The sequence below is a fragment of the Enterobacter cloacae complex sp. P43RS genome (genome assembly GCF_014930585.1).
Taxonomy (GTDB): Bacteria; Pseudomonadota; Gammaproteobacteria; order Enterobacterales; family Enterobacteriaceae; genus Enterobacter; species Enterobacter bugandensis.
The window spans coordinates 70,080-91,782 of the sequence record NZ_JADBRJ010000001.1 but is presented as its reverse complement, the minus strand read 5'-3'; the positions used below and the strand labels follow the sequence as shown (position 1 = coordinate 91,782).

General features: G+C 59.5%; 16 protein-coding genes and 1 other RNA gene. 11 read left to right on the top strand and 6 right to left on the bottom strand.

Annotated features, from left to right (window positions below; all coding sequences use genetic code 11):
• Position 1 precedes the first annotated feature (1 nt).
• Together menI and IM294_RS00440 are read right to left on the bottom strand one after the other, a co-directional pair.
• The gene (gene menI / locus IM294_RS00445; protein WP_028012841.1) at positions 2-412 is read right to left on the bottom strand and encodes a 1,4-dihydroxy-2-naphthoyl-CoA hydrolase; all 411 of its coding nucleotides are present in this window, start codon (positions 410-412) and stop codon (positions 2-4) included.
• On the bottom strand, positions 409-3,465 hold the full coding sequence (locus IM294_RS00440; RefSeq protein ID WP_126345705.1) for an FAD-binding and (Fe-S)-binding domain-containing protein: 3,057 nt from the start codon (positions 3,463-3,465) through the stop codon (positions 409-411). The genes menI and IM294_RS00440 overlap by 4 nt, the downstream gene beginning before the upstream one ends.
• 198 nt (positions 3,466-3,663) lie before the next feature.
• On the opposite strand from IM294_RS00440, the gene ydiK reads away from it, so the two are divergent.
• Together ydiK and rprA are read left to right on the top strand one after the other, a co-directional pair.
• Positions 3,664-4,779 carry an AI-2E family transporter YdiK gene (gene ydiK, locus IM294_RS00435; RefSeq protein ID WP_100170429.1) on the top strand — a complete coding sequence of 372 codons (1,116 nt, stop codon included), beginning with the start codon at positions 3,664-3,666 and terminating at the stop codon, positions 4,777-4,779.
• A gap of 209 nt (positions 4,780-4,988) precedes the next feature.
• An RNA gene (rprA, locus tag IM294_RS00430) (antisense sRNA RprA) lies at positions 4,989-5,096 on the top strand.
• A 5-nt stretch (positions 5,097-5,101) separates the two neighbouring features.
• Here rprA and IM294_RS00425 read toward each other — a convergent pair.
• The 3 genes from IM294_RS00425 to ppsA all read right to left on the bottom strand — a co-directional run bounded on the left by IM294_RS00425 (position 5,102) and on the right by ppsA (position 11,494).
• Positions 5,102-7,477: a glycoside hydrolase family 3 N-terminal domain-containing protein gene (locus IM294_RS00425; RefSeq protein WP_126817481.1), complete on the bottom strand. Its 2,376-nt coding sequence runs from the start codon at positions 7,475-7,477 to the stop codon at positions 5,102-5,104.
• Between the two features lie 3 nt (positions 7,478-7,480).
• Positions 7,481-8,881, bottom strand: coding sequence for an MFS transporter (locus IM294_RS00420; protein WP_126817483.1), 1,401 nt, complete (start codon positions 8,879-8,881; stop codon positions 7,481-7,483).
• 234 nt (positions 8,882-9,115) lie between these two features.
• Positions 9,116-11,494, bottom strand: coding sequence for a phosphoenolpyruvate synthase (ppsA, locus tag IM294_RS00415; protein ID WP_126817485.1), 2,379 nt, complete (start codon positions 11,492-11,494; stop codon positions 9,116-9,118).
• A gap of 335 nt (positions 11,495-11,829) precedes the next feature.
• Here ppsA and IM294_RS00410 point away from each other — a divergent pair, with 335 nt between their 5' ends.
• The 8 genes from IM294_RS00410 (at position 11,830) to IM294_RS00375 (ending at position 19,964) form a co-directional block, all read left to right on the top strand.
• Entirely contained in the window at positions 11,830-12,663 is an 834-nt protein-coding gene (locus IM294_RS00410) for a pyruvate, water dikinase regulatory protein (protein WP_028012835.1), read from the top strand.
• Positions 12,664-12,815: 152 nt separating this feature from the next.
• Positions 12,816-13,862, top strand: coding sequence for a 3-deoxy-7-phosphoheptulonate synthase AroH (gene aroH, locus IM294_RS00405; protein WP_028012834.1), 1,047 nt, complete (start codon positions 12,816-12,818; stop codon positions 13,860-13,862).
• A gap of 212 nt (positions 13,863-14,074) precedes the next feature.
• Complete coding sequence (hemP, locus tag IM294_RS00400; RefSeq protein WP_028012833.1) at positions 14,075-14,263, top strand: hemin uptake protein HemP; 189 nt, start codon at positions 14,075-14,077, stop codon at positions 14,261-14,263.
• A gap of 72 nt (positions 14,264-14,335) precedes the next feature.
• The gene (locus IM294_RS00395; RefSeq protein WP_126817487.1) at positions 14,336-16,318 is read left to right on the top strand and encodes a TonB-dependent hemoglobin/transferrin/lactoferrin family receptor; all 1,983 of its coding nucleotides are present in this window, start codon (positions 14,336-14,338) and stop codon (positions 16,316-16,318) included.
• 35 nt (positions 16,319-16,353) lie between these two features.
• A complete protein-coding gene (gene chuS, locus IM294_RS00390) occupies positions 16,354-17,382 on the top strand; it encodes a hematinate-forming heme oxygenase ChuS (protein ID WP_045630149.1) in 1,029 nt (342 codons plus the stop codon).
• Entirely contained in the window at positions 17,379-18,200 is an 822-nt protein-coding gene (locus IM294_RS00385; RefSeq protein WP_126817489.1) for a hemin ABC transporter substrate-binding protein, read from the top strand. Before chuS ends, IM294_RS00385 begins: the two co-directional genes overlap by 4 nt.
• On the top strand, positions 18,200-19,192 hold the full coding sequence (locus tag IM294_RS00380) for an iron ABC transporter permease (RefSeq protein WP_126817491.1): 993 nt from the start codon (positions 18,200-18,202) through the stop codon (positions 19,190-19,192). The genes IM294_RS00385 and IM294_RS00380 overlap by 1 nt, the downstream gene beginning before the upstream one ends.
• Positions 19,185-19,964 carry a heme ABC transporter ATP-binding protein gene (locus tag IM294_RS00375; protein WP_041910427.1) on the top strand — a complete coding sequence of 260 codons (780 nt, stop codon included), beginning with the start codon at positions 19,185-19,187 and terminating at the stop codon, positions 19,962-19,964. The genes IM294_RS00380 and IM294_RS00375 overlap by 8 nt, the downstream gene beginning before the upstream one ends.
• On the opposite strand, the gene IM294_RS00370 is transcribed toward IM294_RS00375, so the two are convergent.
• On the bottom strand, positions 19,931-20,854 hold the full coding sequence (locus tag IM294_RS00370; RefSeq protein ID WP_032644866.1) for a LysR family transcriptional regulator: 924 nt from the start codon (positions 20,852-20,854) through the stop codon (positions 19,931-19,933). The two genes, IM294_RS00375 and IM294_RS00370, sit on opposite strands and share 34 nt — an antisense overlap.
• A 140-nt stretch (positions 20,855-20,994) precedes the next feature.
• On the opposite strand from IM294_RS00370, the gene IM294_RS00365 reads away from it, so the two are divergent.
• The gene (locus tag IM294_RS00365) at positions 20,995-21,702 is read left to right on the top strand and encodes a CoA transferase subunit A (protein ID WP_028012827.1); all 708 of its coding nucleotides are present in this window, start codon (positions 20,995-20,997) and stop codon (positions 21,700-21,702) included.
• Position 21,703: the final 1 nt, after the last annotated feature.

The following is a 21,703-nucleotide window of genomic DNA, read 5'->3' as shown; positions in this document are numbered from 1 at the left end:
TTTACACGACCGCCGTCGTCAGACGCGACGAGCAGCACAGGCGATCCTGCTCGTCAAGTATATCAATCTGCCAAACCTGGTGGCGGCTACCAGCGTGCAGCGCGCGGCAGATACCGCGCACGCGCCCACTGCGCACCGAGCGAATGTGGTTGGCATTCACCTCAAGCCCGACCACCTTCTGTTCGCCTTCGGTGCAGAGATATCCCGCGACGGAGCCCAGGGTTTCCGCCAGCACGACGGAAGCCCCGCCGTGCAACAGGCCAAACGGCTGATGGGTGCGACTATCGACAGGCATCGTCGCCTCCAGATCGTCTTCCCCAATGCGGGTGAACTGGATATCCAGTAGCCCCACCATATTCCCCTCGCCCATGGCGTTTAGCGCCTGCAGCGTGACGGCACGTTTCCAGATCATCCAATTATCTCCAGTAAAGCCTGTAATGGGTGGCGTACGCCGTTACCCTCAACCCGTTTCACCTGGCTGCGGCAGGAGTAGCCCGTCGCCAGGCAGCGGTTTCTTGGCAATCGCTGCATCGCCTGATGCCACGACAGCTCATAGATGCCGAGCGAGTTGGCGTGGTTTTTCACCTCGTGGCCGTAGGTGCCCGCCATGCCGCAGCAGCCCACGCTGACGCTCTCCAGCTTCGCGCCGAAACGCGCAAAAATAGACGCCCATTGCGCCGGGGCGCCGGGCAGCGCCGTCACTTCCGTACAGTGTCCGAACAGATACCACGGTTCACCGCCCGCCTCCTGAATGGCCTTCTCTTCCAGGGCTGCCGGCAGCCACTCGTGCACCAGCATGACGTGGAAATCGCCGCGCTTATCACCCAGCGTCTGCTTGTATTCATCGCGATAGCAAAGCACCAGCGCCGGATCGACGCCGACCATCGGCATCCCAAGTTCGGCGATCCGGTTGAGAAAATCAGCGGTTTTTTGCGCCGTTTTCGCAAAGCGGTTCAGGAAGCCTTTAATGTGCTGCGCCTTGCCGTTTGGCGAGAACGGCAGCACTACAGGCTGATAGCCCAGTTTTTCAACCAGGCGGATGAAGTCAGCGACCACCTGCGCGTCGTAGTAGCTGGTGAACGGATCCTGGACCACCAGCACCACCTTCGCTTTTTGCTCAGGAGTAAGCGCTTCGAGCTGTTCCAGGGTCATGTTCGCCGAGCGGTGGCCGACGAGCTGGCGCTGCAGCGACGGCACCGACAACAACGGCAGATCGACCATGCCGATATGCTTTTCGGAAAGCTTGCGCACCAGCGGCTGATTGATAAAGAAGTTGAAGGTCTTCGGCGCGCGCGCCATCAGCGGCGCGTAGCTTTCCACCGTCGCCACCAGATGATCGCGCACCGGGCGCAGATAGCGGGTGTGGTAGAGCTGCAGGAAGCGCGAGCGGAATTCCGGCACGTCGATTTTAATCGGGCACTGGGTAGAGCAGGCTTTACAGGCCAGACAGCCGGACATCGCCTCTTTCACCTCATGGGAGAAATCATACTCGCCCTTATTGGCATGCCAGCTGTTGCGGGTGCGCTCAATCAGCGAGCGCAGGCTGGCCCGTTTTTCCGGCAGCTCCTGCTCCAGCTTCAGGGGATCGACGCCACGGTCCGCCAGCAGACGCAGCCACTCGCGCACCAGCGTCGCACGCCCTTTCGGCGAGTGAATGCGGTTGCTGGTGATTTTCATTGACGGGCACATCGGGCTTTTCACGTCAAAGTTAAAGCACAGGCCGTTGCCGTTACACTCCATCGCGCCGCGCCAGGACGAGCGCACCGCAATCGGGATCTGTCTGTCATACGTACCGCGCTTAACGGCATCCACCTGGAGCATCGGCGCGTCCACCCCTTCAGGCGGGCAGATTTTCCCGGGATTGAGGCGGTTATCCGGGTCGAACGCCGCTTTGACCTTGCGCAGCTCCGCGTAAAGCTGCTCCCCGAAGAACGCCGGGCTGTATTCCGCGCGGAACCCTTTCCCGTGCTCCCCCCACAGCAGACCGCCGTATTTGGCGGTCAAGGCAACGACGTCGTCGGAGATCTGCTTCATCAGGATCTCCTGCTGCGGGTCGCACATGTCCAGCGCCGGACGCACGTGAAGCACCCCGGCATCCACGTGGCCGAACATGCCATAGCTCAGGCCGTGGCTATCCAGCAGGGCGCGAAACTCCACGATATAATCCGCCAGATGCTCGGGCGGCACGCAGGTGTCTTCGGCAAACGGAATCGGCTTCGCCGCCCCTTTCGCATTGCCAAGCAGGCCCACGGCTTTTTTACGCATGGCGTAAATACGCTCGATACCGGCCAGATCGTGACAAAGCTGCCAGCCAATCACGCCGCCTTCGCCATGAGCAATCAGCTCATCCAGGCGCTGGCAGAGCGTCGTCACCTGGCTTTCAATCAGCTCCGCGTCATCACCGGCAAATTCCACGATGTTGAGGCCAAGCATCTCTTTGTCCGGCACGTCGGTAATCAGCTCGCGCACGGAGTGCCAGACGATATCTTCCCGCGCCAGATTCAGCACCTTAGAGTCGACGGTTTCCACCGACAGCGCCTGCGCTTCCACCATAAACGGCGCATTGCGCAGCGCGGAATCGAAGGAGTCATATTTGACGTTCACCAGGCGACGCACCTTCGGCAGGCGGGTGATATCCAGCCGCGCCTCGGTAATAAACGCCAGCGTTCCTTCGGACCCGGTCAGCACGCGGGTTAAATCAAACTGCGTCAGGTCGTCGTTAAACACGTGGCGCAGGTCGTAGCCCGTTAAGAAGCGGTTCAGTTTGGGGAATTTGTCGAGAATAAGCTGGCGGTTGTCGCGGCAGCGCTCCAGCACGGTGCGGTAGATGCGCCCGCTGGCGGTGTTATCTTTACCCAGCGTTTCCGCCAGTTCGACCGGCATCGGCTGGGTATCAAGGATATCGCCGCCTAACAATACTGCCCGCACGCCCAGCACGTGATCGGAGGTTTTACCGTAGACCAGCGACCCCTGCCCGGAGGCATCGGTGTTGATCATCCCCCCGATGGTTGCTCGGTTGCTGGTGGAGAGTTCAGGGGCAAAAAAGTAGCCGTAAGGCTTGAGGTACTGATTAAGCTGATCTTTGATAACGCCCGCCTCAACCCGCACCCATCCCTCTTCGGGGTTGATCTCAATGATGCGGTTCATATAGCGCGACATATCAATAATGATGCCCTGGTTCAGCGCCTGACCGTTGGTTCCGGTGCCACCGCCGCGCGGCGTGAAGACCAGAGAGGCAAACCGCTCCTGCGTTGCCAGCCGGGCGATAAGCGCCACGTCGGCCGTGGAACGAGGGAAAACGACCGCATCGGGAAGAAGCTGGTAGATACTGTTATCGGTTGCCATCGTCAGCCTGTCGGCATAGTTCGTGGCGGTATCACCTGTAAAACCCTGTTGCTCCAGTGCCTGCAAAAAATTAAGCACCAGCTGAACGACGCCAGGTGCCTGAGAAATCTGTGGGATCATTACTGTCGACCCTAATTAGAGTTGTGGGAATCGTTTGCGTGTATCTTAAAAGTTTTATCACATTTTTTTCTTATAATCTCTGCTGAATTACAGGCAGAATTCGCCTGTCAAAAACCGCTGCGATCGCTAATGATAAGAGAGACGCGGTTTTCCATTCCCGCCAGTGGTACTGGCGTTCTTTTAAGGAAAGTTTCATTTATGGTCAATCTTCGCCAGCCCAGGGATGTTGCGCAAATTCTGCTGTCGGTGCTGTTCCTGGCCCTCATGATTATTGCGTGTCTGTGGATTGTTCAACCCTTTATTCTCGGCTTTGCCTGGGCTGCGACCGTTGTCGTCGCCACGTGGCCTTTGCTGCTGCGCTTGCAGAAACTGCTGTTTGGCCGCCGCGGGCTGGCCGTGCTGGTGATGACGCTGCTGCTGTTCCTGCTGTTTATTATTCCAGTTGCGCTGCTGGTAAACAGCCTTGTCGACTCCAGCGGCCCGGTGATCCGCGCCGTGACAAGCGGCGACCTGACTCTGCCGGACCTCGGCTGGCTGAACAGCATTCCGGTCGTGGGCGCTAAGCTTTACAGCGGCTGGCATAGCCTGCTGGAGATGGGCGGCAGCGCGCTGATGGCGAAAGTGCGTCCGTATATTGGCACCACCACCACCTGGTTTGTCGGTCAGGCCGCACATATCGGCCGCTTTATGATGCACTGTACCCTGATGCTGGTCTTCAGCGCCCTGCTTTACTGGCGCGGTGAGCAGGTGGCTTTAGGCGTTCGTCACTTTGCCACCCGCCTGGCGGGAAAACGGGGTGACGCCGCGGTGCTGCTGGCCGCGCAGGCCGTGCGCGCGGTCGCCCTGGGCGTCGTGGTGACGGCGCTGGTGCAGGCGGTGCTGGGCGGTATCGGCCTGGCCATTTCCGGCGTACCGTACGCCACCGTCTTTACCGTAGTCATGCTGATGACCTGCCTTGCGCAACTGGGGCCGCTGCTGGTGCTGGTTCCGAGCATTATCTGGCTTTACTGGACGGGTGATACCACGTGGGGAACGGTGCTGCTGGTCTGGAGCTGCGTGGTTGGCACCATGGATAACGTGATTCGCCCCATCCTCATCCGCATGGGCGCAGACCTGCCGCTGATCCTGATCCTCTCCGGGGTTATCGGCGGGTTGATTGCTTTCGGGATGATCGGTCTGTTCATTGGCCCAGTGCTGCTCGCCGTTACCTGGCGTCTGTTCTCCGCCTGGGTTCATGAAGTGCCGCCGCCTGGAACCGACCCGGACGTGATTCTGAGCGAGCTGGACGAGCTGGAAGAAAAGAATACCCATTAAGCCTTGTTGCCGGGTGGTGCTTACGCTTACCCGGCCTACATTATCCCGCACAATACTTTAACACCGCTAAAGTATTTATTCGTTGCACACTGGTCAGACCCGCCATTTCAGCACTAAGTCCGCTATTATTCTCAAGAAATCTTTACGTCTCTTTAACTATTGAGACGAATCTGATCGACGCTAAAAATTACAATGCCTACTATTAGCTCACGGTTATAAATCAACACCTTGATTTATAAGCATGGAAATCCCCTGAGTGAAACAACGAATTGCTGTGTGTAGTCTTTGCCCATCTCCCACGATGGGCTTTTTTTTATCCTGACTACGCGCGCGTAACCTCACAGGCACTGAGCATCTGCCACTCAGCAGGCAGCACCCGCGTTTCACTTGTCACATTGACCGTCACCGCCTGGCGGATATCCGCCGACGATGCGCCAATCTGCAGTTCAAACTCGCCCGGCTCAACGACGCGCTTGCCGTCACGGCGGGTGAAGTTGAACATCTCAACCGGCAGCGTGAAGGTGAGCGTGGCGGTTTCGCCCGGCGAGAGCGTGACGCGCTGGAAGGCCTTAAGCTCCTGAAGCGGGCGCACCTGGGTGGCGACCTTGTCCCGCACGTAGACCTGCACCACCTCGCTGCCGCTGCGCTCGCCGGTATTGGTGATATCCACGCTTAGCGTCACCTCCCCGTCGACCGGCACGCTGCTTTCAGCGACGCGGGCAGTGCCCCAGCTAAACTGCGTCCAGCCGAGGCCGAAACCAAACGGGTAACGCGCACCGAAATGGAACGCGAACGGCGTGCCGCCGCTTTTCAGCTTGTGGTTATAGTAGAACGGCATCGCCCCGGCGCTTTTCGGCACGCTGACCACCAGCCGGCCCTGCGGCTCCGCGCGACCGGTTAACACATCGGCAATCGCCCAGCCCCCTTCCTGTCCCGGCGCCCAGGCCATCATCAGCGCGGCAATCTTCTCCTCCAGCCCCTGAAGGTTGTACGGACGCCCGCCGGTCATCACGACGATCACCGGTTTGCCCGTCGCCACCAGCGCCTCCAGCAGCTGTTGCTGCACGCCCGGCAGATTCAGGGAGTCAGTATCGGAGCCTTCCCCCACGGTGCCGCTCTGGAACAGCCCGGCGAGATCGCCCACGCAGGCCACCACCACGTCACTCTCCTGTGCGGCGCTGACCGCCTCGGGGATAAGTGCGGTACTTTGCGACACCGGAGACTGCTGCATTGGCTTGCCGCCGCTGTCGCCCGGGAAGACCGGCGCGCCCGCCATCCGTTTTTCGATAATGTGGCACCCTTTCGCGTAGCGCACGTTCGATGCACCCAGGTACTGCTCCAGCGCCGCGCGCGGGGTCGTCACCTGTGAGGTCTCCTCAACCATATCGCTGATGATCAGATGGACCGGGAAGCTATACCCGCTGAGTAACGCCAGTGGATCGTCTGCCGTCGGCCCCACCACCGCCACGCGAGGTTTACCGTTCAGCGGCAGAATGCCGTTGTTTTCCAGCAGCGTGACCGATTTTGTCGCCACCTCCCGCGCCACCTGGCGGGTCATCTCATTTTGCAGATCGATGCCGTTTTCATCGGCATACGGGTTCTCAAACAGGCCGAGACGGAATTTTTCGGTCAGCGTACGCGCCACGATCTCATCGACTTTCGCCATAGAGATCAGCCCGCGCTCTACCGCTTCCGCCAGATGGCGTGCGCAGTCATCTTTCGGCAGCTCAACGTCCAGCCCGGCGTTAAACGCCAGCGCGGCGGACTCCGCTGCGTCGTGGGAAATCCCGTGGTGCTGGTGCAGCAGGCTGACGCCGCCGTAGTCCGCCACAATAATGCCGTCGAAGCCCCACTGTTCGCGCAGGACGGTGGTCAACAGGAAGCTGTCGCTGTGCCCCGGCTGGTTATCGATGTCGTGGTAGGCGGGCATGACCGAACCGGCGTTTGCCAGCTTCACCGCCATTTCAAACGGCAGCAGGAAGGTGTCGTTCAGCTCGCTAAAGCCAAGATGCACCGGGGCGTGGTTGCGCGCCCCTTCGCTGAACGAGTGGCCCACGTAATGCTTGAGCGTCGCCAGCAGATCGCGCTTGTCGCCCTGTAACCCTTTCACCCAGGCGGTTGCCATCACGCCCACCAGCCAGGGATCTTCCCCGAACGTCTCTTCGGTTCGCCCCCAGCGGACGTCGCGGGAAACGTCCAGCACCGGAGCCAGCCCCTGCTGGCAACCGACGGAACGCGCCTCTTTACCGATCTGCTCTGCCGCGCGCTGCACCAGCTCCGGGTCCCAGGTCGAGCCGTAGTTGAGCGAGGACGGGAACAGGGTGGCGTCTTTGCACAGCAGCCCCACCAGGCACTCCTCGTGGAACAACGCCGGAATGCCAAGCCGCGTCTCTTCCATCATCATGCGCTGCAGGCGGTTAGCCGCGCGCACCCCGGTTTTCGCGTCAACGATGTGGGTGCCGAGCGGACGGGTGATCTGCCCGACGCCCAGTTTTAGCCGTTCGCTCAGCGCCGCCTGCTCGCTGACGCCGGCGAATTCGTCGCTCAAATCGCTGCGCTCCCGGTGGTTGCCGTTTTCATCAAGGATCAGCCAGTAGGCGTGCATCTGGGCGAACTTCTCTTCGGGGGTCATGCGCGCCAGTAAATCAGCGACGCGCTCGTGCACGGGACGTCCCGCGTCCTTATAGATAGCAGTCATATTTTACTCCTGTAGTGCGGAAGGGGTTGCCGGGCTGAGCTGCCCCGCGTCGGGTCTTACCTCACGCTTGCTGGCCAGCTCCCGGGCGATGGAATCCACCAGCCTGCTGTTGAGCTTGTAGATGGAAAGCAGCGCCACCATGCAGAGGAACAGCGCGCACGGAATAAGGGTGAACAGCGCGTTGATGGTGGAAAGCACGTGCGGCGCCTGGGCTGCCTGGCCCGGGGCGTAATTCACCATGCCGAGCACCCAGCCGACCACCGCCCCGCCCAGCGCAAGGCCAAACTTGATGGCGAACAGCGCGGTAGAGAAGACCAGCCCGTCCAGACGGCGGCCGCTACGATGCTCTTCGTAGTCGACCACATCAGAGAACATGGTCCACTGGAGCGGCGTTGTGAGGTTTTGAATAAAGCTAAAGACGATGTTAAGGCCAAAGATTAGCCACACCTGCGAAGGCGGCAGGAAGAAAATCAGCGCGCCGAAAATGACGAAGGACATTATCGTCCACTGATAGGCGCGTACGCGGTCAAATTTCCCCAGCAGGCGTTCAGATAATAACGCGCCGCTTAGCGAGGCCACCATGCCAGAAACAATAAAGGCAAAAACCAGCTCCGGGCGCAACAGTACATAGTTGACGTAATACATGGTGGCAGAGCCGCGCGTCACCACCGCCGTTAACAGCAAAATATTAAACACAAACACAATGCGCCACTGGCTGTTACCGGCCAGCAGTTTTAAATCGGTGAGCATGGAGCCGGAGGTATCATTGCGCGGGGAATAACGCTCGCGGGTCATCAGGAAACAGCAAAAGAACAGCACAATTCCCAGCAGCCCCATCAGGCTCATGGCAAAGAAATAGCCTTTCTGCATGTTGCCCTGGCCCAACAATGAGACCAGCGGCAGAGCGATAACCGTTACGATCAACCCGCCAATAAATGACAGGCCAAAACGCCAGGACTGAAGGGAGTGACGCTCGCGCGGATCCAGCGTCAGCGCGCCCGGCATGGCGCAGTAAGGCACGTTAATGGCGGAGTAAATCAGACTTAAAATCGCGTAGGTCGCGCAGGCATAAACAATTTTTGCCGTCGGCCCGACGTCCGGTACGTAGAAGGTAATAAGGCAGCTTACGCCAAAGGGAATAGCAAACCACAGCAGCCAGGGACGGAAACGGCCGTGACGCGTCTGCGTGCGGTCAACCAGCGCGCCAATACACGGGTCGACAAACGCATCAAGCACGCGCACCACTAAAAACATGGTACCCATGATCGCGGCAGGCAAACCAAAAACGTCGGTATAGAAATAAGCAAGAAATAATGTGGCCGTTTGCCAGACCAGCGCGCTGGCCATATCACCTAAGCCATAACCTATTTTATCTTTGGTACACAATACAGAGGAAAGTGTCATTGTTATTTGCCTTTTTATCAGGTTAAAACGTATTTCAACCAGTTGCGCATCATCTGAAGGGAAATGCGCAGTAAGGCTCAAGTATTAGCAACGCGTTGCGCACTAACAATTGTCTTAATTAACAGACAAATTATGATATTTGGTTTTTTAGATTATTTGTGATGGGGAGCAAATTAGAGGTGAAATAAAAAAGGCGAGGAATAAAATCCTCGCCTTTTTGCGATCGTGTTGCCGTTACTTGTTCAGTTCCGCCAGGCTCAGCCAGGTTTGCACTACCGTGTCCGGGTTCAGGGAGAGGCTGTCAATCCCCTCTTCCATCAGCCAGGCGGCAAAGTCTTCATGGTCGGATGGACCCTGACCGCAAATCCCGACGTATTTACCCTGCTTCTTCGCCGCGCGGATGGACATGGAAAGCAGCGCTTTCACCGCCTCGTTACGCTCGTCGAACAGCTCGGAAACCACGCCGGAGTCGCGGTCCAGGCCCAGCGTCAGCTGAGTCATGTCGTTCGAGCCGATAGAGAAGCCGTCGAAGTGCTCCAGGAACTGCTCGGCCAGCAGGGCGTTGGACGGGATCTCACACATCATGATGATCTTCAGCCCGTTTTCGCCGCGCTTCAGGCCCTGACGCGCCAGCTCGTCCACCACCGCTTTCGCCTGATCCACGGTACGCACGAACGGGATCATAATTTCGACGTTGGTCAGCCCCATGTCGTTGCGCACGCGTTTCACCGCCTCGCACTCCAGCGCGAAGCAGTCGCGGAAGCTGTCGGACACGTAGCGTCCGGCCCCGCGGAAGCCCAGCATCGGGTTCTCTTCTTCCGGCTCGTAGCGCTCGCCGCCCACAAGGTTAGCGTATTCGTTAGACTTAAAGTCAGACAGACGAACAATCACGCGTTTCGGGTAGAACGCTGCACCCAGCGTGGCGATCCCTTCGGTCAGACGGCCGACGTAGAACTCTTTCGGCGAGTCGTAACCTTTCATCATCTCGCGGATTTCGTTCTGCAGCTTCGCGTCCTGGTCGTCAAACTCCAGCAGCGCGCGCGGGTGAACGCCGATCATGCGGTTAATGATGAATTCCAGACGCGCCAGGCCAACGCCTTCGTTCGGCAGGCAGGCGAAGTCAAACGCGCGGTCCGGGTTACCCACGTTCATCATGATCTTCAGCGGCAGATCCGGCATGGTATCCACGCTGGAGCTCTTCACGCTGAAGTCAAGGATATCGGCGTAGACGTAGCCGGTGTCGCCTTCGGCACAGGAGACGGTCACGTTCTGCCCGTCCTTCATGCGCTCGGTGGCGTCACCGCAGCCGACAACCGCCGGGATCCCCAGCTCGCGGGCAATGATCGCCGCGTGGCAGGTACGGCCGCCGCGGTTGGTGACGATGGCCGACGCTTTCTTCATGATCGGTTCCCAGTCCGGGTCGGTCATGTCGGTCACCAGCACATCGCCTGGCTCAATACGGTTCATCTCGCTGATGTCGTGGATCACTTTGACCGGACCGGCACCGATGCGGTGACCGATGGCGCGGCCTTCCGCCACGATTTTACCCTGCGCGTGCAGCGTATAACGCTCCATCACCTGGCCGCGAGAGCGAACGGTTTCCGGGCGCGCCTGAACGATAAACAGCTTGCCGGTGTTCCCGTCTTTCGCCCATTCGATATCCATCGGACGGCCATAGTGTTTCTCAATCTGCACCGCCTGCTTCGCCAGCTCCAGCACTTCGGCGTCGGTCAGGGAGAAGCGGTCGCGCTGCTCCTGCGGCACATCTTCAATCTTAACCTGCTTGCCATGCTCCTGGGTTGGGGCATAAATCATGCGGATTTTTTTCGAGCCCATGGTGCGGCGCACCACCGCCGGACGGCCCGCGGCAAGCGTAGGCTTGTGTACGTAGAATTCGTCAGGGTTCACCGCGCCCTGCACGACCATCTCACCCAGGCCCCACGCGGAGGTGATGAACACCACCTGGTCGAAGCCGGATTCGGTATCAATGGAGAACATCACACCGGAGGAACCCACGTCCGAGCGCACCATGCGCTGCACGCCCGCGGAGAGCGCCACGCCGCGATGGTCATAGCCCTGGTGCACGCGATAGGAGATGGCGCGGTCGTTGAACAGGGAAGCAAATACGTGCTTCACCGCCACCAGCACCGCATCGTAGCCCTGAACGTTCAGGAAGGTCTCCTGCTGCCCGGCAAACGACGCGTCCGGCATGTCTTCTGCGGTCGCGGAAGAACGTACGGCAAAGGAGGCCTGCGCGTCGTCAGCGGAGAGCTGGTTGTACGCGTCATGGATAGCTTTTTCCAGTTCCGGCTGGAAAGGTGTGTCGATGATCCACTGGCGGATCTGCGCCCCGGCTTTGGCAAGCTCGGTGACGTCATCAATATCCGTTTTATCCAGCAGGTCGTAAATGCGCTGGTTTACACCGCTCTGGTCTAAAAACAGATTAAACGCGTCGGCGGTCGTGGCAAACCCGTTTGGTACGGAGACACCCATACCGGACAGATTTGTAATCATTTCACCCAGGGAGGCATTTTTGCCCCCAACTCTGTCTACATCATTCATGCCGAGTTGGTTATACCAAAGCACCAGCGGTGACGAGCCATTGTTGGACATCGAAACAATCCTTTTGTGATATTTGATCGGAGTAAGTAACACCTGACTACGTATTTATACTGGCATAATTATTTGCGCTAAAAAAACGGTGAATCGTGTAAGCAATTTAAATTTTCAACTTTTCGGATAGTTTCCCACCAGCCAATAAGCTGATGATTCCTCTATATTCAGTCAGAAACCACAAAAATAAAGTCGCTATTTGAAAAATGAAATCCGCTTTTCAGGAAAATCAAAAACATCATTTCATTTTAAATTCAGATAACTTCTTTGCTGTGCAATTAACTTTTTTAATTTATGCTTTCAGACAATTAGGTATGATATTCAGGGTGGGTAAAATGGATAATGCTGTCGATCGTCACGTTTTTTATATTTCTGATGGTACGGCGATCACCGCCGAGGTGCTGGGCCACGCGGTGATGTCGCAATTCCCCGTTTCGATTAACAGCATCACGCTGCCGTTTGTGGAAAATGAGAGCCGTGCCAAAGCGGTGAAAGACCAGATTGACGCCATCTTCCAGCAGACCGGCGTGCGCCCGCTGGTGTTCTACTCCATCGTTATTCCTGAGATTCGCCACATCATTCTGCAAAGTGAAGGCTTTTGCCAGGATATCGTGCAGGCGCTGGTGGCCCCGCTCCAGAGCGAACTGAAGCTTGACCCGACGCCTATCGCGCACCGCACCCACGGGCTGAACCCCGGCAACCTGACCAAATATGACGCGCGTATTGCCGCCATCGACTACACCCTGGCGCACGACGATGGGATCTCGCTGCGCAACCTCGACCAGGCGCAGGTGATTTTGCTCGGCGTGTCGCGCTGCGGCAAAACGCCGACCAGCCTCTATCTGGCGATGCAGTTCGGCATCCGCGCCGCAAACTACCCCTTTATTGCCGACGATATGGATAACCTGGTGCTGCCCGCTGCGCTCAAGCCGCTGCAGCACAAGCTGTTCGGCCTGACGATTAACCCGGAACGTCTCGCGGCGATCCGCGAAGAGCGCCGCGAGAACAGCCGCTACGCCTCGATGCGTCAGTGCCGCATGGAGGTTTCCGAAGTGGAAGCGCTGTACCGCAAAAACCAGATCCCGTGGCTGAACAGCACGAACTATTCGGTAGAAGAGATCGCCACCAAAATTCTCGACATCATGGGGCTTAACCGCCGCATGTACTAATAAGCTAGTACATTAGCTCAGATTCATGTATCATCCTTTTCAACAGCGGGGCGGTGTCGCCCCGAACTTGAAATCAGCAGGGATTGGTTTAATGTGATGCCCATCACTTCCCGGTAGTCTGCCGATGAAGCAAAAATTTTCTGAGACAAGTCATGAATAAAACCGATGAACTCCGCACGGCGCGCATAGACAGCCTGGTCACCCCGGCTGAACTGGCCGAGCGGCACCCCGTTTCCGCCGCGGTCGCGGAACATGTGACGGCCTCCCGCCGCCGCATTGAAAAAATCCTCAATGGTGAAGACAAGCGTCTTCTGGTGGTGATTGGGCCCTGCTCCATCCACGATCTGGATGCCGCGATGGATTATGCAAAACGACTTCAGGGGCTGCGGGAAAAATACCAGCATCGCCTTGAGATTGTGATGCGCACCTACTTTGAAAAACCGCGTACCGTGGTGGGCTGGAAGGGGCTGATTTCCGACCCTGACCTTAACGGCAGCTATCGCGTAAACCACGGCATTGAGCTGGCGCGGAAGCTGCTGTTGCAGGTCAACGAGCTGGGCGTGCCGACGGCCACCGAGTTTCTCGACATGGTGACCGGGCAGTTTATCGCCGATCTGATCAGCTGGGGCGCGATTGGCGCGCGCACTACCGAAAGCCAAATCCACCGCGAGATGGCCTCAGCCCTCTCCTGTCCGGTCGGCTTCAAAAACGGGACCGACGGCAACACTCGGATTGCGGTCGATGCGATTCGCGCCTCGCGTGCCAGCCATATGTTCCTGTCGCCGGACAAGAACGGCCATATGACCATCTACCAGACCAGCGGTAACCCGTATGGGCATATCATTATGCGCGGCGGGAAGAAGCCTAATTACCATGCACAAGACATCGCTGCCGCCTGTGAAACGCTGGCCGAATTCGACCTGCCGGAACATCTGGTGGTGGATTTCAGCCACGGCAACTGCCAGAAGCAGCATCGCCGCCAGCTGGACGTCTGCGATGAGGTCTGTCAGCAGATCCGCAGCGGCTCGACCGCCGTTGCCGGGATCATGGCCGAAAGCTTTATCAAAGAAGGCACGCAGAAAATCGTTGCCGGCCAGCAGATGGTATACGGTCAGTCGATCACCGACCCGTGCCTGAGCTGGGAAGACAGCGAGCTGCTGCTGGAGAAGCTGGCAGCTGCGGTTGATTCTCGCTTCTGATGTTATTGTCGGGTGGCGCTGCGCTTACCCGACCTACGGTTCGCGCCCTTCTTCCTCTCCCCGTGGGAGAGGGTTGGGGTGAGGGCATCAGACCGCATCGCCTTCCCCTGAATTTGATCCCGTCACACAATTTTCACAAAAACGCTTGCCGTGAATTTGCAGTTTATTGATAATGATTATCATTGTTACATTGATTGTTATTTATAAACATTATGTCACCGACCGATAACAGCGCGGCAACGCCAGTAAAAACACACACAGCGCCATCCCCTGCTTCCACCGATCGCCGCATCGACAGCAAAAGCCTGTTGGGTGAGGAAGGCCGGGTGATTATCGAGCATGACGGCCAGCAGTATCTGCTGCGCCAGACGAATGCCGGAAAACTGATCCTCACAAAATAAACCAAAACTTTCGCCAGCCACCCAGGTGATCCCCAGGCAGCCAGCGCTTTCGATACTTTATGGAGAGTTGCTATGCTACACCTGCATACCGCACGTTTACGCCCGTCCCTTCTGGCGCTGGCGATTGTCAGCACCCTGCCGGGCGCCGCGTTTGCTGCCGCAGATGAAATAACCGTCACCGCCACAGGCAACGCCCGTAGCGCTTTCGAAGCCCCAATGATGGTGAGCGTGGTTGACGCCACCGCCCCGGAAAAACAGACCGCCAGCTCTGCCGCCGACCTGCTGCGCAACGTGCCCGGTCTGACGCTGGACGGCACCGGCCGCACCAACGGTCAGGACGTTAACCTGCGCGGCTACGACCGCCGCGGCGTTCTGGTGCTGGTCGACGGCGTGCGCCAGGGTACCGACACCGGGCACCTCAACAGCACGTTCCTCGATCCGGCGCTGATTAAACGTATTGAAGTGGTGCGCGGTCCGTCTGCGCTGCTCTACGGCAGCGGCGCGCTGGGTGGCGTCATCTCCTATGACACCGTCGACGCCAAAGATCTGCTGGAACCGGGCAAAAACAGCGGTTATCGCGTGTTTGGTACCGGCGCAACGGGGGACCACAGCCTCGGCCTGGGGGCCAGCGCCTATGGTCGTACCGATACCCTGGACGGCCTGGTATCGTGGTCCAGCCGCGACCGCGGCGATATCCGCCAGAGCGACGGTGCGACGGCGCCGAACGACGAATCCATCAATAACATGCTGGCGAAAGGCAGCTGGAAAATCGACCAGGCCCAGACGCTGAGCGGCGCCCTGCGCTACTACAACAATGCCGCGCAGGAGCCGAAAAACCCGCAAATCTCTGATGCCAATAGCAGCAACCCGATGACAGACCGCTCCACCATCCAGCGCGATGCGCAGGTTGGCTACCACATTGCGCCGGAAGGATACGACTGGCTGAACGCCGATGCGAAGGTTTACTGGTCCGAAGCGCGCATTAATGCCCAGAACATCGACAGCACCGGCGAGTTCCGCAAGCAGACCACCAAAGGCGGCAAGGTGGAAAACCGTACCCGCCTGTTCAGCGACTCTTTTGCCTCTCACCTGCTGACCTACGGCGGAGAATATTATCGTCAGGAGCAGCGTCCGGGCGGGGCCACGACCGGCTTCCCGGAGGCGAAAATCGACTTCAGCTCCGGCTGGCTGCAGGATGAAATCACCCTTCGCGATCTGCCGATCACCTTGCTGGGCGGCACGCGGTATGACAACTACCGCGGCAGCAGCAATGGCTACGACGATGTCGATGCCGATAAATGGTCCTCCCGCGCCGGGTTAACCGTCAGCCCCACCGACTGGCTGATGCTGTTCGGATCTTACGCGCAGGCCTTCCGCGCGCCGACCATGGGTGAGATGTATAACGACGCCAAACACTTCTCCATTGGCCGCTTCTACACCAACTACTGGGTGCCGAACCCGAACCTGCGCCCGGAAACCAACGAAACGCAGGAGTTTGGTTTTGGCCTGCGCTTTGACGATCTGATGCTTGCCAACGATGCGCTGGAGTTTAAAGCCAGCTATTTCGATACCAAAGCCAAAGACTATATCTCCACCACCGTCGATTTTGCCGCGGCGACCACCATGTCGTACAACGTTCCGAACGCCAAAATCTGGGGCTGGGACATGATGGCAAAATACTCGGCCGATCTGTTTAGCCTCGACGTGGCCTATAACCGCACGCGCGGGAAAGACACCGATACGGGCGAGTACATCTCCAGCATTAACCCGGATACCGTCACCAGCAAGCTGGACGTTCCGGTGGCGCAAAGCGGTTTCTCCGTGGGCTGGATCGGCACCTTTGCCGATCGCTCAACCCACGTCAGCAGCAGCTACAGCAAGCAGCCGGGCTATGCGGTTAACGATTTCTACGTCAGCTATAAGGGCCAGGAGGAGTTCAAGGGCGTCACCACCACGCTGGTGCTCGGCAACACCTTCGATAAGGAGTACTGGTCTCCGCAGGGTATTCCGCAGGACGGTCGTAACGGCAAGATTTTCGTAAGCTATCAGTGGTAATTCCCTTCGGGGCCACTCTTCAGAAGGATAAGACAATGCATCACTACGCACGCTGGCTTGAGCTAAAAGAAGAAAATCCGGGTAAGTATGCGCGAGACATCGCAGGGTTAATGAACATCAGCGAAGCGGAGCTGACCTTTTCCCGCGTGGGCCATGACGCCTGGCGACTGCGCGGCGAAATCCGCGATATTCTGGGCGCGCTGGAAGCCGTGGGTGAAACCAAGTGCATCTGCCGCAACGAGTATGCCGTTCACGAGCAGGTGGGCAGCTTCACCAACCAGCACCTGAACGGCCACGCCGGGCTGGTGCTGAACCCGCGCGCGCTGGATCTGCGCCTGTTCCTCAACCAGTGGGCGAGCGCGTTTCACCTCAGCGAAACCACCGCCCGCGGCGAGCGACAGAGCATTCAGTTCTTCGATCGTCAGGGCGATGCGGTGCTGAAGGTCTACACCACGGACAACACCGACCTCGCCGCCTGGGGCGACGTGCTGACCCGCTTTATCTTTGCCGATAACCCGCCGCTTGAGCTGAGCGCTGGGGATGTCCCGGCTCACGCCGAAAACGCGGATGCCGCTCTCGTGGACAAGGAGTGGCGCGCCATGACCGACGTGCATCAGTTCTTCAGCCTGCTCAAGCGCCACAATCTCAGCCGTCAGCAGGCGTTTCGCCTGGTGGGCGACGACCTGGCCTGTAAGGTGGAGAACAGCGCGCTGGCACAGCTGCTGGAAGCGGCACGCCGGGACGGCAACGAAATCATGGTCTTCGTCGGCAACCGCGGCTGCGTGCAGATATTCACCGGCGCGGTGGAAAAAGTCGTGCCGATGAAAGGCTGGCTGAACGTCTTTAACCCTGCCTTTACCCTACATCTGCTGGAGGAGACGATCGCAGAGAGCTGGGTGACGCGCAAGCCCACGGCTGACGGCCACGTCACGAGCCTGGAGCTGTTTGCCGCCGACGGCACGCAAATCGCCCAGCTTTACGGCCAGCGTACCGAAGGTGAGCCGGAGCAGAGCCAGTGGCGCAGCCAGATTGACGCCCTGACGCCAAAAGGGCTGGCCGCATGAAAACGTGGTTAGCCCTGCTGAGCGCCCTGCCTCTGGTGGCGTTTGCCGCCGCGCAGGAGAAAATTGTCGCCCTTGGCGGCGACGTGACGGAGATTGTCTACGCGCTTGGCGCGCAGTCTTCGCTGGTCGCGCGCGACAGCACCAGTCAGTGGCCGCAGGCGGCAAACGATCTGCCTGACGTGGGATATTTACGCCAGCTTAACGCCGAAGGCATTTTGTCCATGCGCCCCACGCTGGTGCTGGCCAGCGACCAGGCGCAGCCGTCTCTGGCGTTAAAGCAGGTCGAACAAAGTCACGTCAGGGTAGTAACCGTTCCCGGCCGCAACGACCTGAGCATCATTGACGAAAAGGTTCGGGTGATTGCCAACGCTACGCACCATGAAGCCGAGGGGGAAGCCCTGCGCCACACGCTGCGTCAGGCGCTGGCGGCCCTGCCCTCCGCTCCCTTCAACAAGCGGGTGCTGTTTATCCTCAACCACGGGGGAATGACAGCAATGGCCGCCGGGCAGCAGACCGGCGCAGACGCTGCCATCCGTGCAGCCGGGCTGCAGAACGCGATGCAGGGATTCACCCGCTATCAGCCGCTGTCTCAGGAAGGGGTCATTGCCAGCCAGCCCGATCTGGTGGTGATTTCGCAGGACGGCGTGAACGCGCTGGGCGGCGAAGAAAACCTGTGGAAGTTGCCCGGTCTGGCGCAAACCCCGGCGGGACGGAACAGGCAGGTGCTGGCGATTGATGATATGGCGCTGCTGGGCTTCAGCGTGCGAACGCCGGATGCCATCCAGCAGCTGCGCGCCAAAGCGGAGCAACTGCCCTGATGTCCCGGCGGATCGCCTTGTCGTTGTGGATGCTGGCCGCGATCCTGAGCATCATGACGCTCACCGCGACCGGGTTTGGGGCACTGCACCTGCCGGTCAGCCTGCTGTGGAGCGGCAGCGATGAGGCCATGCGTCAGATCTGGCTTACCATTCGCCTGCCCCGCGTACTGCTGGCGCTGGTGATTGGCGGAGCGCTGGCGCTGGCCGGCTGTGTGATGCAGGGGCTGTTCCGCAACCCGCTGGCGGACCCGGGTCTGCTGGGGATCAGCAGCGGCGCGGCGCTGGCGGTGGCGCTGTGGGTGGTCATTCCCGCCGCGTTACCTGCCCTGCTGATGCTGTATGCCCCGATGCTCGCGGCGTTCCTCGGTGCGCTGGCCGCAACCGTCATTATCTTCCTGCTTAGCCAGCAGCGTCACGGCTCCCTGTCCCGCCTGCTGCTGGTGGGGATCGCCATCAACGCCCTGTGCGGCGCGGCCGTCGGGGTGCTCTCATGGCTCAGCAATGATGCCCAGCTTCGCCAGCTTTCCCTCTGGGGAATGGGCAGCCTCGGGCAGGCGCAGTGGTCCACCCTGCTGGCTGTAACGTCGCTGATGGTGCCCGCGGTGCTGATTATCTGGCGGCTGGCCGCCCCGCTCAACCTGCTGCAGCTGGGCGATGAAGAGGCGCACTATCTCGGGGTGGATGTCGCGATGGTACAGCGGATCCTGCTGCTGTGCAGCGCCCTGCTGGTTGCCGCGGCGGTAGCCGTCAGCGGCGTGATCGGCTTTATTGGCCTTGTGGTGCCGCACCTGATGCGCATGTGGCTGGGGGCCGACCACCGGGCCGTCATACCCGGCTCGGTGCTGGCCGGTGCGCTGCTGCTGCTGGTTGCCGACACGCTGGCGCGCACCCAGGTCTCTCCGGCGGAGATGCCCGTCGGGTTATTGACCAGCCTTCTCGGCGCGCCGTGGTTCCTGTGGCTTATCTTTCGTCGCGGAGGTACGCATGGCTGAACGTTATTGTGCAGAGAAAATCTTCTTTCACGCCGGGCAGCGGACGCTGATCGACGATGTGTCGCTTACCCTCTCTCAAGGTGAGCTGGTCGCCTTGATTGGCCCCAACGGTGCCGGGAAATCGACGTTATTGCGGCTGCTTACCGGCTATCTCAAGCCCGCAAGCGGACGCTGCACTCTGGCCGGGACGCCGCTTGCGGACTGGCCGCCGGATACCCTCGCGCGCTACCGGGCGGTGATGCGCCAGAATACTCAGCCCGGATTCGACTGGCCGGTGGACGCGGTGGTCGGTATGGGACGCGCGCCCTGGACTCGCTCCCCTGAAGCGTCGGTAGTTGAGGAAGTGATGGCGATAACGGGCTGTCTACCGCTGGCGGGCAGACGCTATTCGACGCTCTCCGGCGGCGAGCAGCAGCGGATCCAGCTCGCCCGCGCGCTGGCCCAGCTCTGGTGCGACGGAGCCCCGCGCGGCTGGCTGTTTCTTGATGAGCCCACCTCCGCGCTGGATCTCTACCACCAGCAGCATCTGCTGCGCCTGATGAGATCCCTGACCCGTCGGGGTCATCTCCACGTGTGCGTGGTGCTGCACGATCTCAATCTGGCGGCGCTGTGGGCGGATCGCATTCTGCTGTTGCACAACGGCAGGCTGGTCTCCAGTGGCACACCGGAGGACGTGCTGCAGGCCGGGACGCTGGCGCGCTGGTACGGCGCACAGGTGCGCGTCGGCAGCCATCCGGATCACCCCGTACCGCAGGTATTTCTCGCCCCGTGAGCGGGCTGGTAAAAATCCTTCAGCGTTTCCAGCAGGGCATGCGCCGCTTTAGAGAGCTGCGTGTGCCCCGGATGGATTGCTCCGATGCACTTTTCAATGGGCGGATTATCGAGCGGTATACAGACCGCGCCCAGCGCCGTCATCTGCGCTTCGCAGAGCGCCGGTACGGCACTGCCGCCCAGCCCGCTGGCGACCATGCGACCTACCGTCACCAGCTGATGACTCTCCAGCGCCACATCCAGCTTTCTGCCGCTTCGGGCCAGCTCCTCCTCCATCATCAGACGTACCGCCGACGGGCGCTGCAGGGTAATAAAATCCAGCGTCAGTAGCTCTTCCCAGGCCAGCCGCTTTTTGCCCGCCAGCGCGGAGTCCTTCGGCACAATGGCGACAAACCTGTCGAGCCCCAGCGGCGTAAATAGCAGGTTGTGCGTGGGGGCTGGCTCAAAGGCGATCCCCATCTCAACCCGCCCTTCCCGCACCATCTCAATCACCTGCTCGTTAATGACGTCATGCACGGTGACGTTGATCCCGGCGTGGCGATCGCGAAACGCCTTGAGCACCTCCGGTAAAACGTTGGCGGCAAATGACGGCATCGCCGCGACCGAGATTTTGCCGCGCTGCAGGGTAAAGCACTGGTGCATCGCCTCCTCCACATTATCCCAGTCGGCAAGGAGTTGCCGCGCCATCGGCAGAAACGTCTCTCCTTCCTGCGTAAGGGCAACCTTGCGCGTGCTCCGCTGCAGCAGCGGGCCGCCGAGCGCGTCTTCCAGACTTTTAATCGTCAGGCTCAGGGCCGGCTGGGAGAGATTTAAGCGTTCGCTGGCGTGCGCGAAATTGAGAGTGTGAGCTACCGCTAAAAACGCGCGTAACTGTTTGACACTCATTCTCATTTTTCACCCTGTTAACTAATTGAAAAGAATTAGTTAACAGGAAATTAATAAGAAAACCAAATGAGTGGGTCACAAATTCAAAATTAACAAATGAGTCGCCGCCCCTAATGATACCGGCACGGTTAACGGGAGGGATGACTATGGCAGGACTGGATAAGCGCGTCGGCAGCTATGCGCAGGCGCTGGACGGGCTGACGGACGGAATGACCTTGCTGGCGGGCGGCTTCGGCCTGTGCGGCATTCCGGAGAACCTGATTGCGGAGGTCCGACGCCGCCAGGTGAGAGATTTGACCGTGGTGTCAAACAACTGCGGCGTGGATGGATTCGGCCTGGGGATACTGCTCGAAACGCGGCAGGTTCGAAAAGTGGTGGCCTCTTACGTCGGCGAGAACGCGCTGTTTGAGCAGCAGGTGCTGAGTGGCGAGCTGGAAATTGAGCTTACGCCGCAGGGCACGCTGGCGGAAAAGGTGCGCGCGGGCGGGGCCGGTATTCCGGCGTTTTATACGGCCACCGGCTACGGCACGCCCGTGGCGACCGGCAAGGACGTGCGCCAGTTCGCGGGGAAGCACTACATCCTCGAGGAGGCGATCGTCGGTGACTTCGCGCTGATCAAGGGGTGGAAAGCGGACTGGTACGGCAACGTCATCTATCGCCATACCGCGCAAAACTTTAATCCGCTGATGGCAACGGCGGGCCGGATCACGGTGGTGGAGGTGGAAGAGATTGTTCCGCCGGGTGAACTGCCCCCGTCGGCCATTCACACCCCGGGAATTTACGTCGACAGGCTGATTGTCGGCCAGTTTGAAAAACGCATTGAGCAGCGCACCTTGCGCGCGCAAGGAGTGTGAC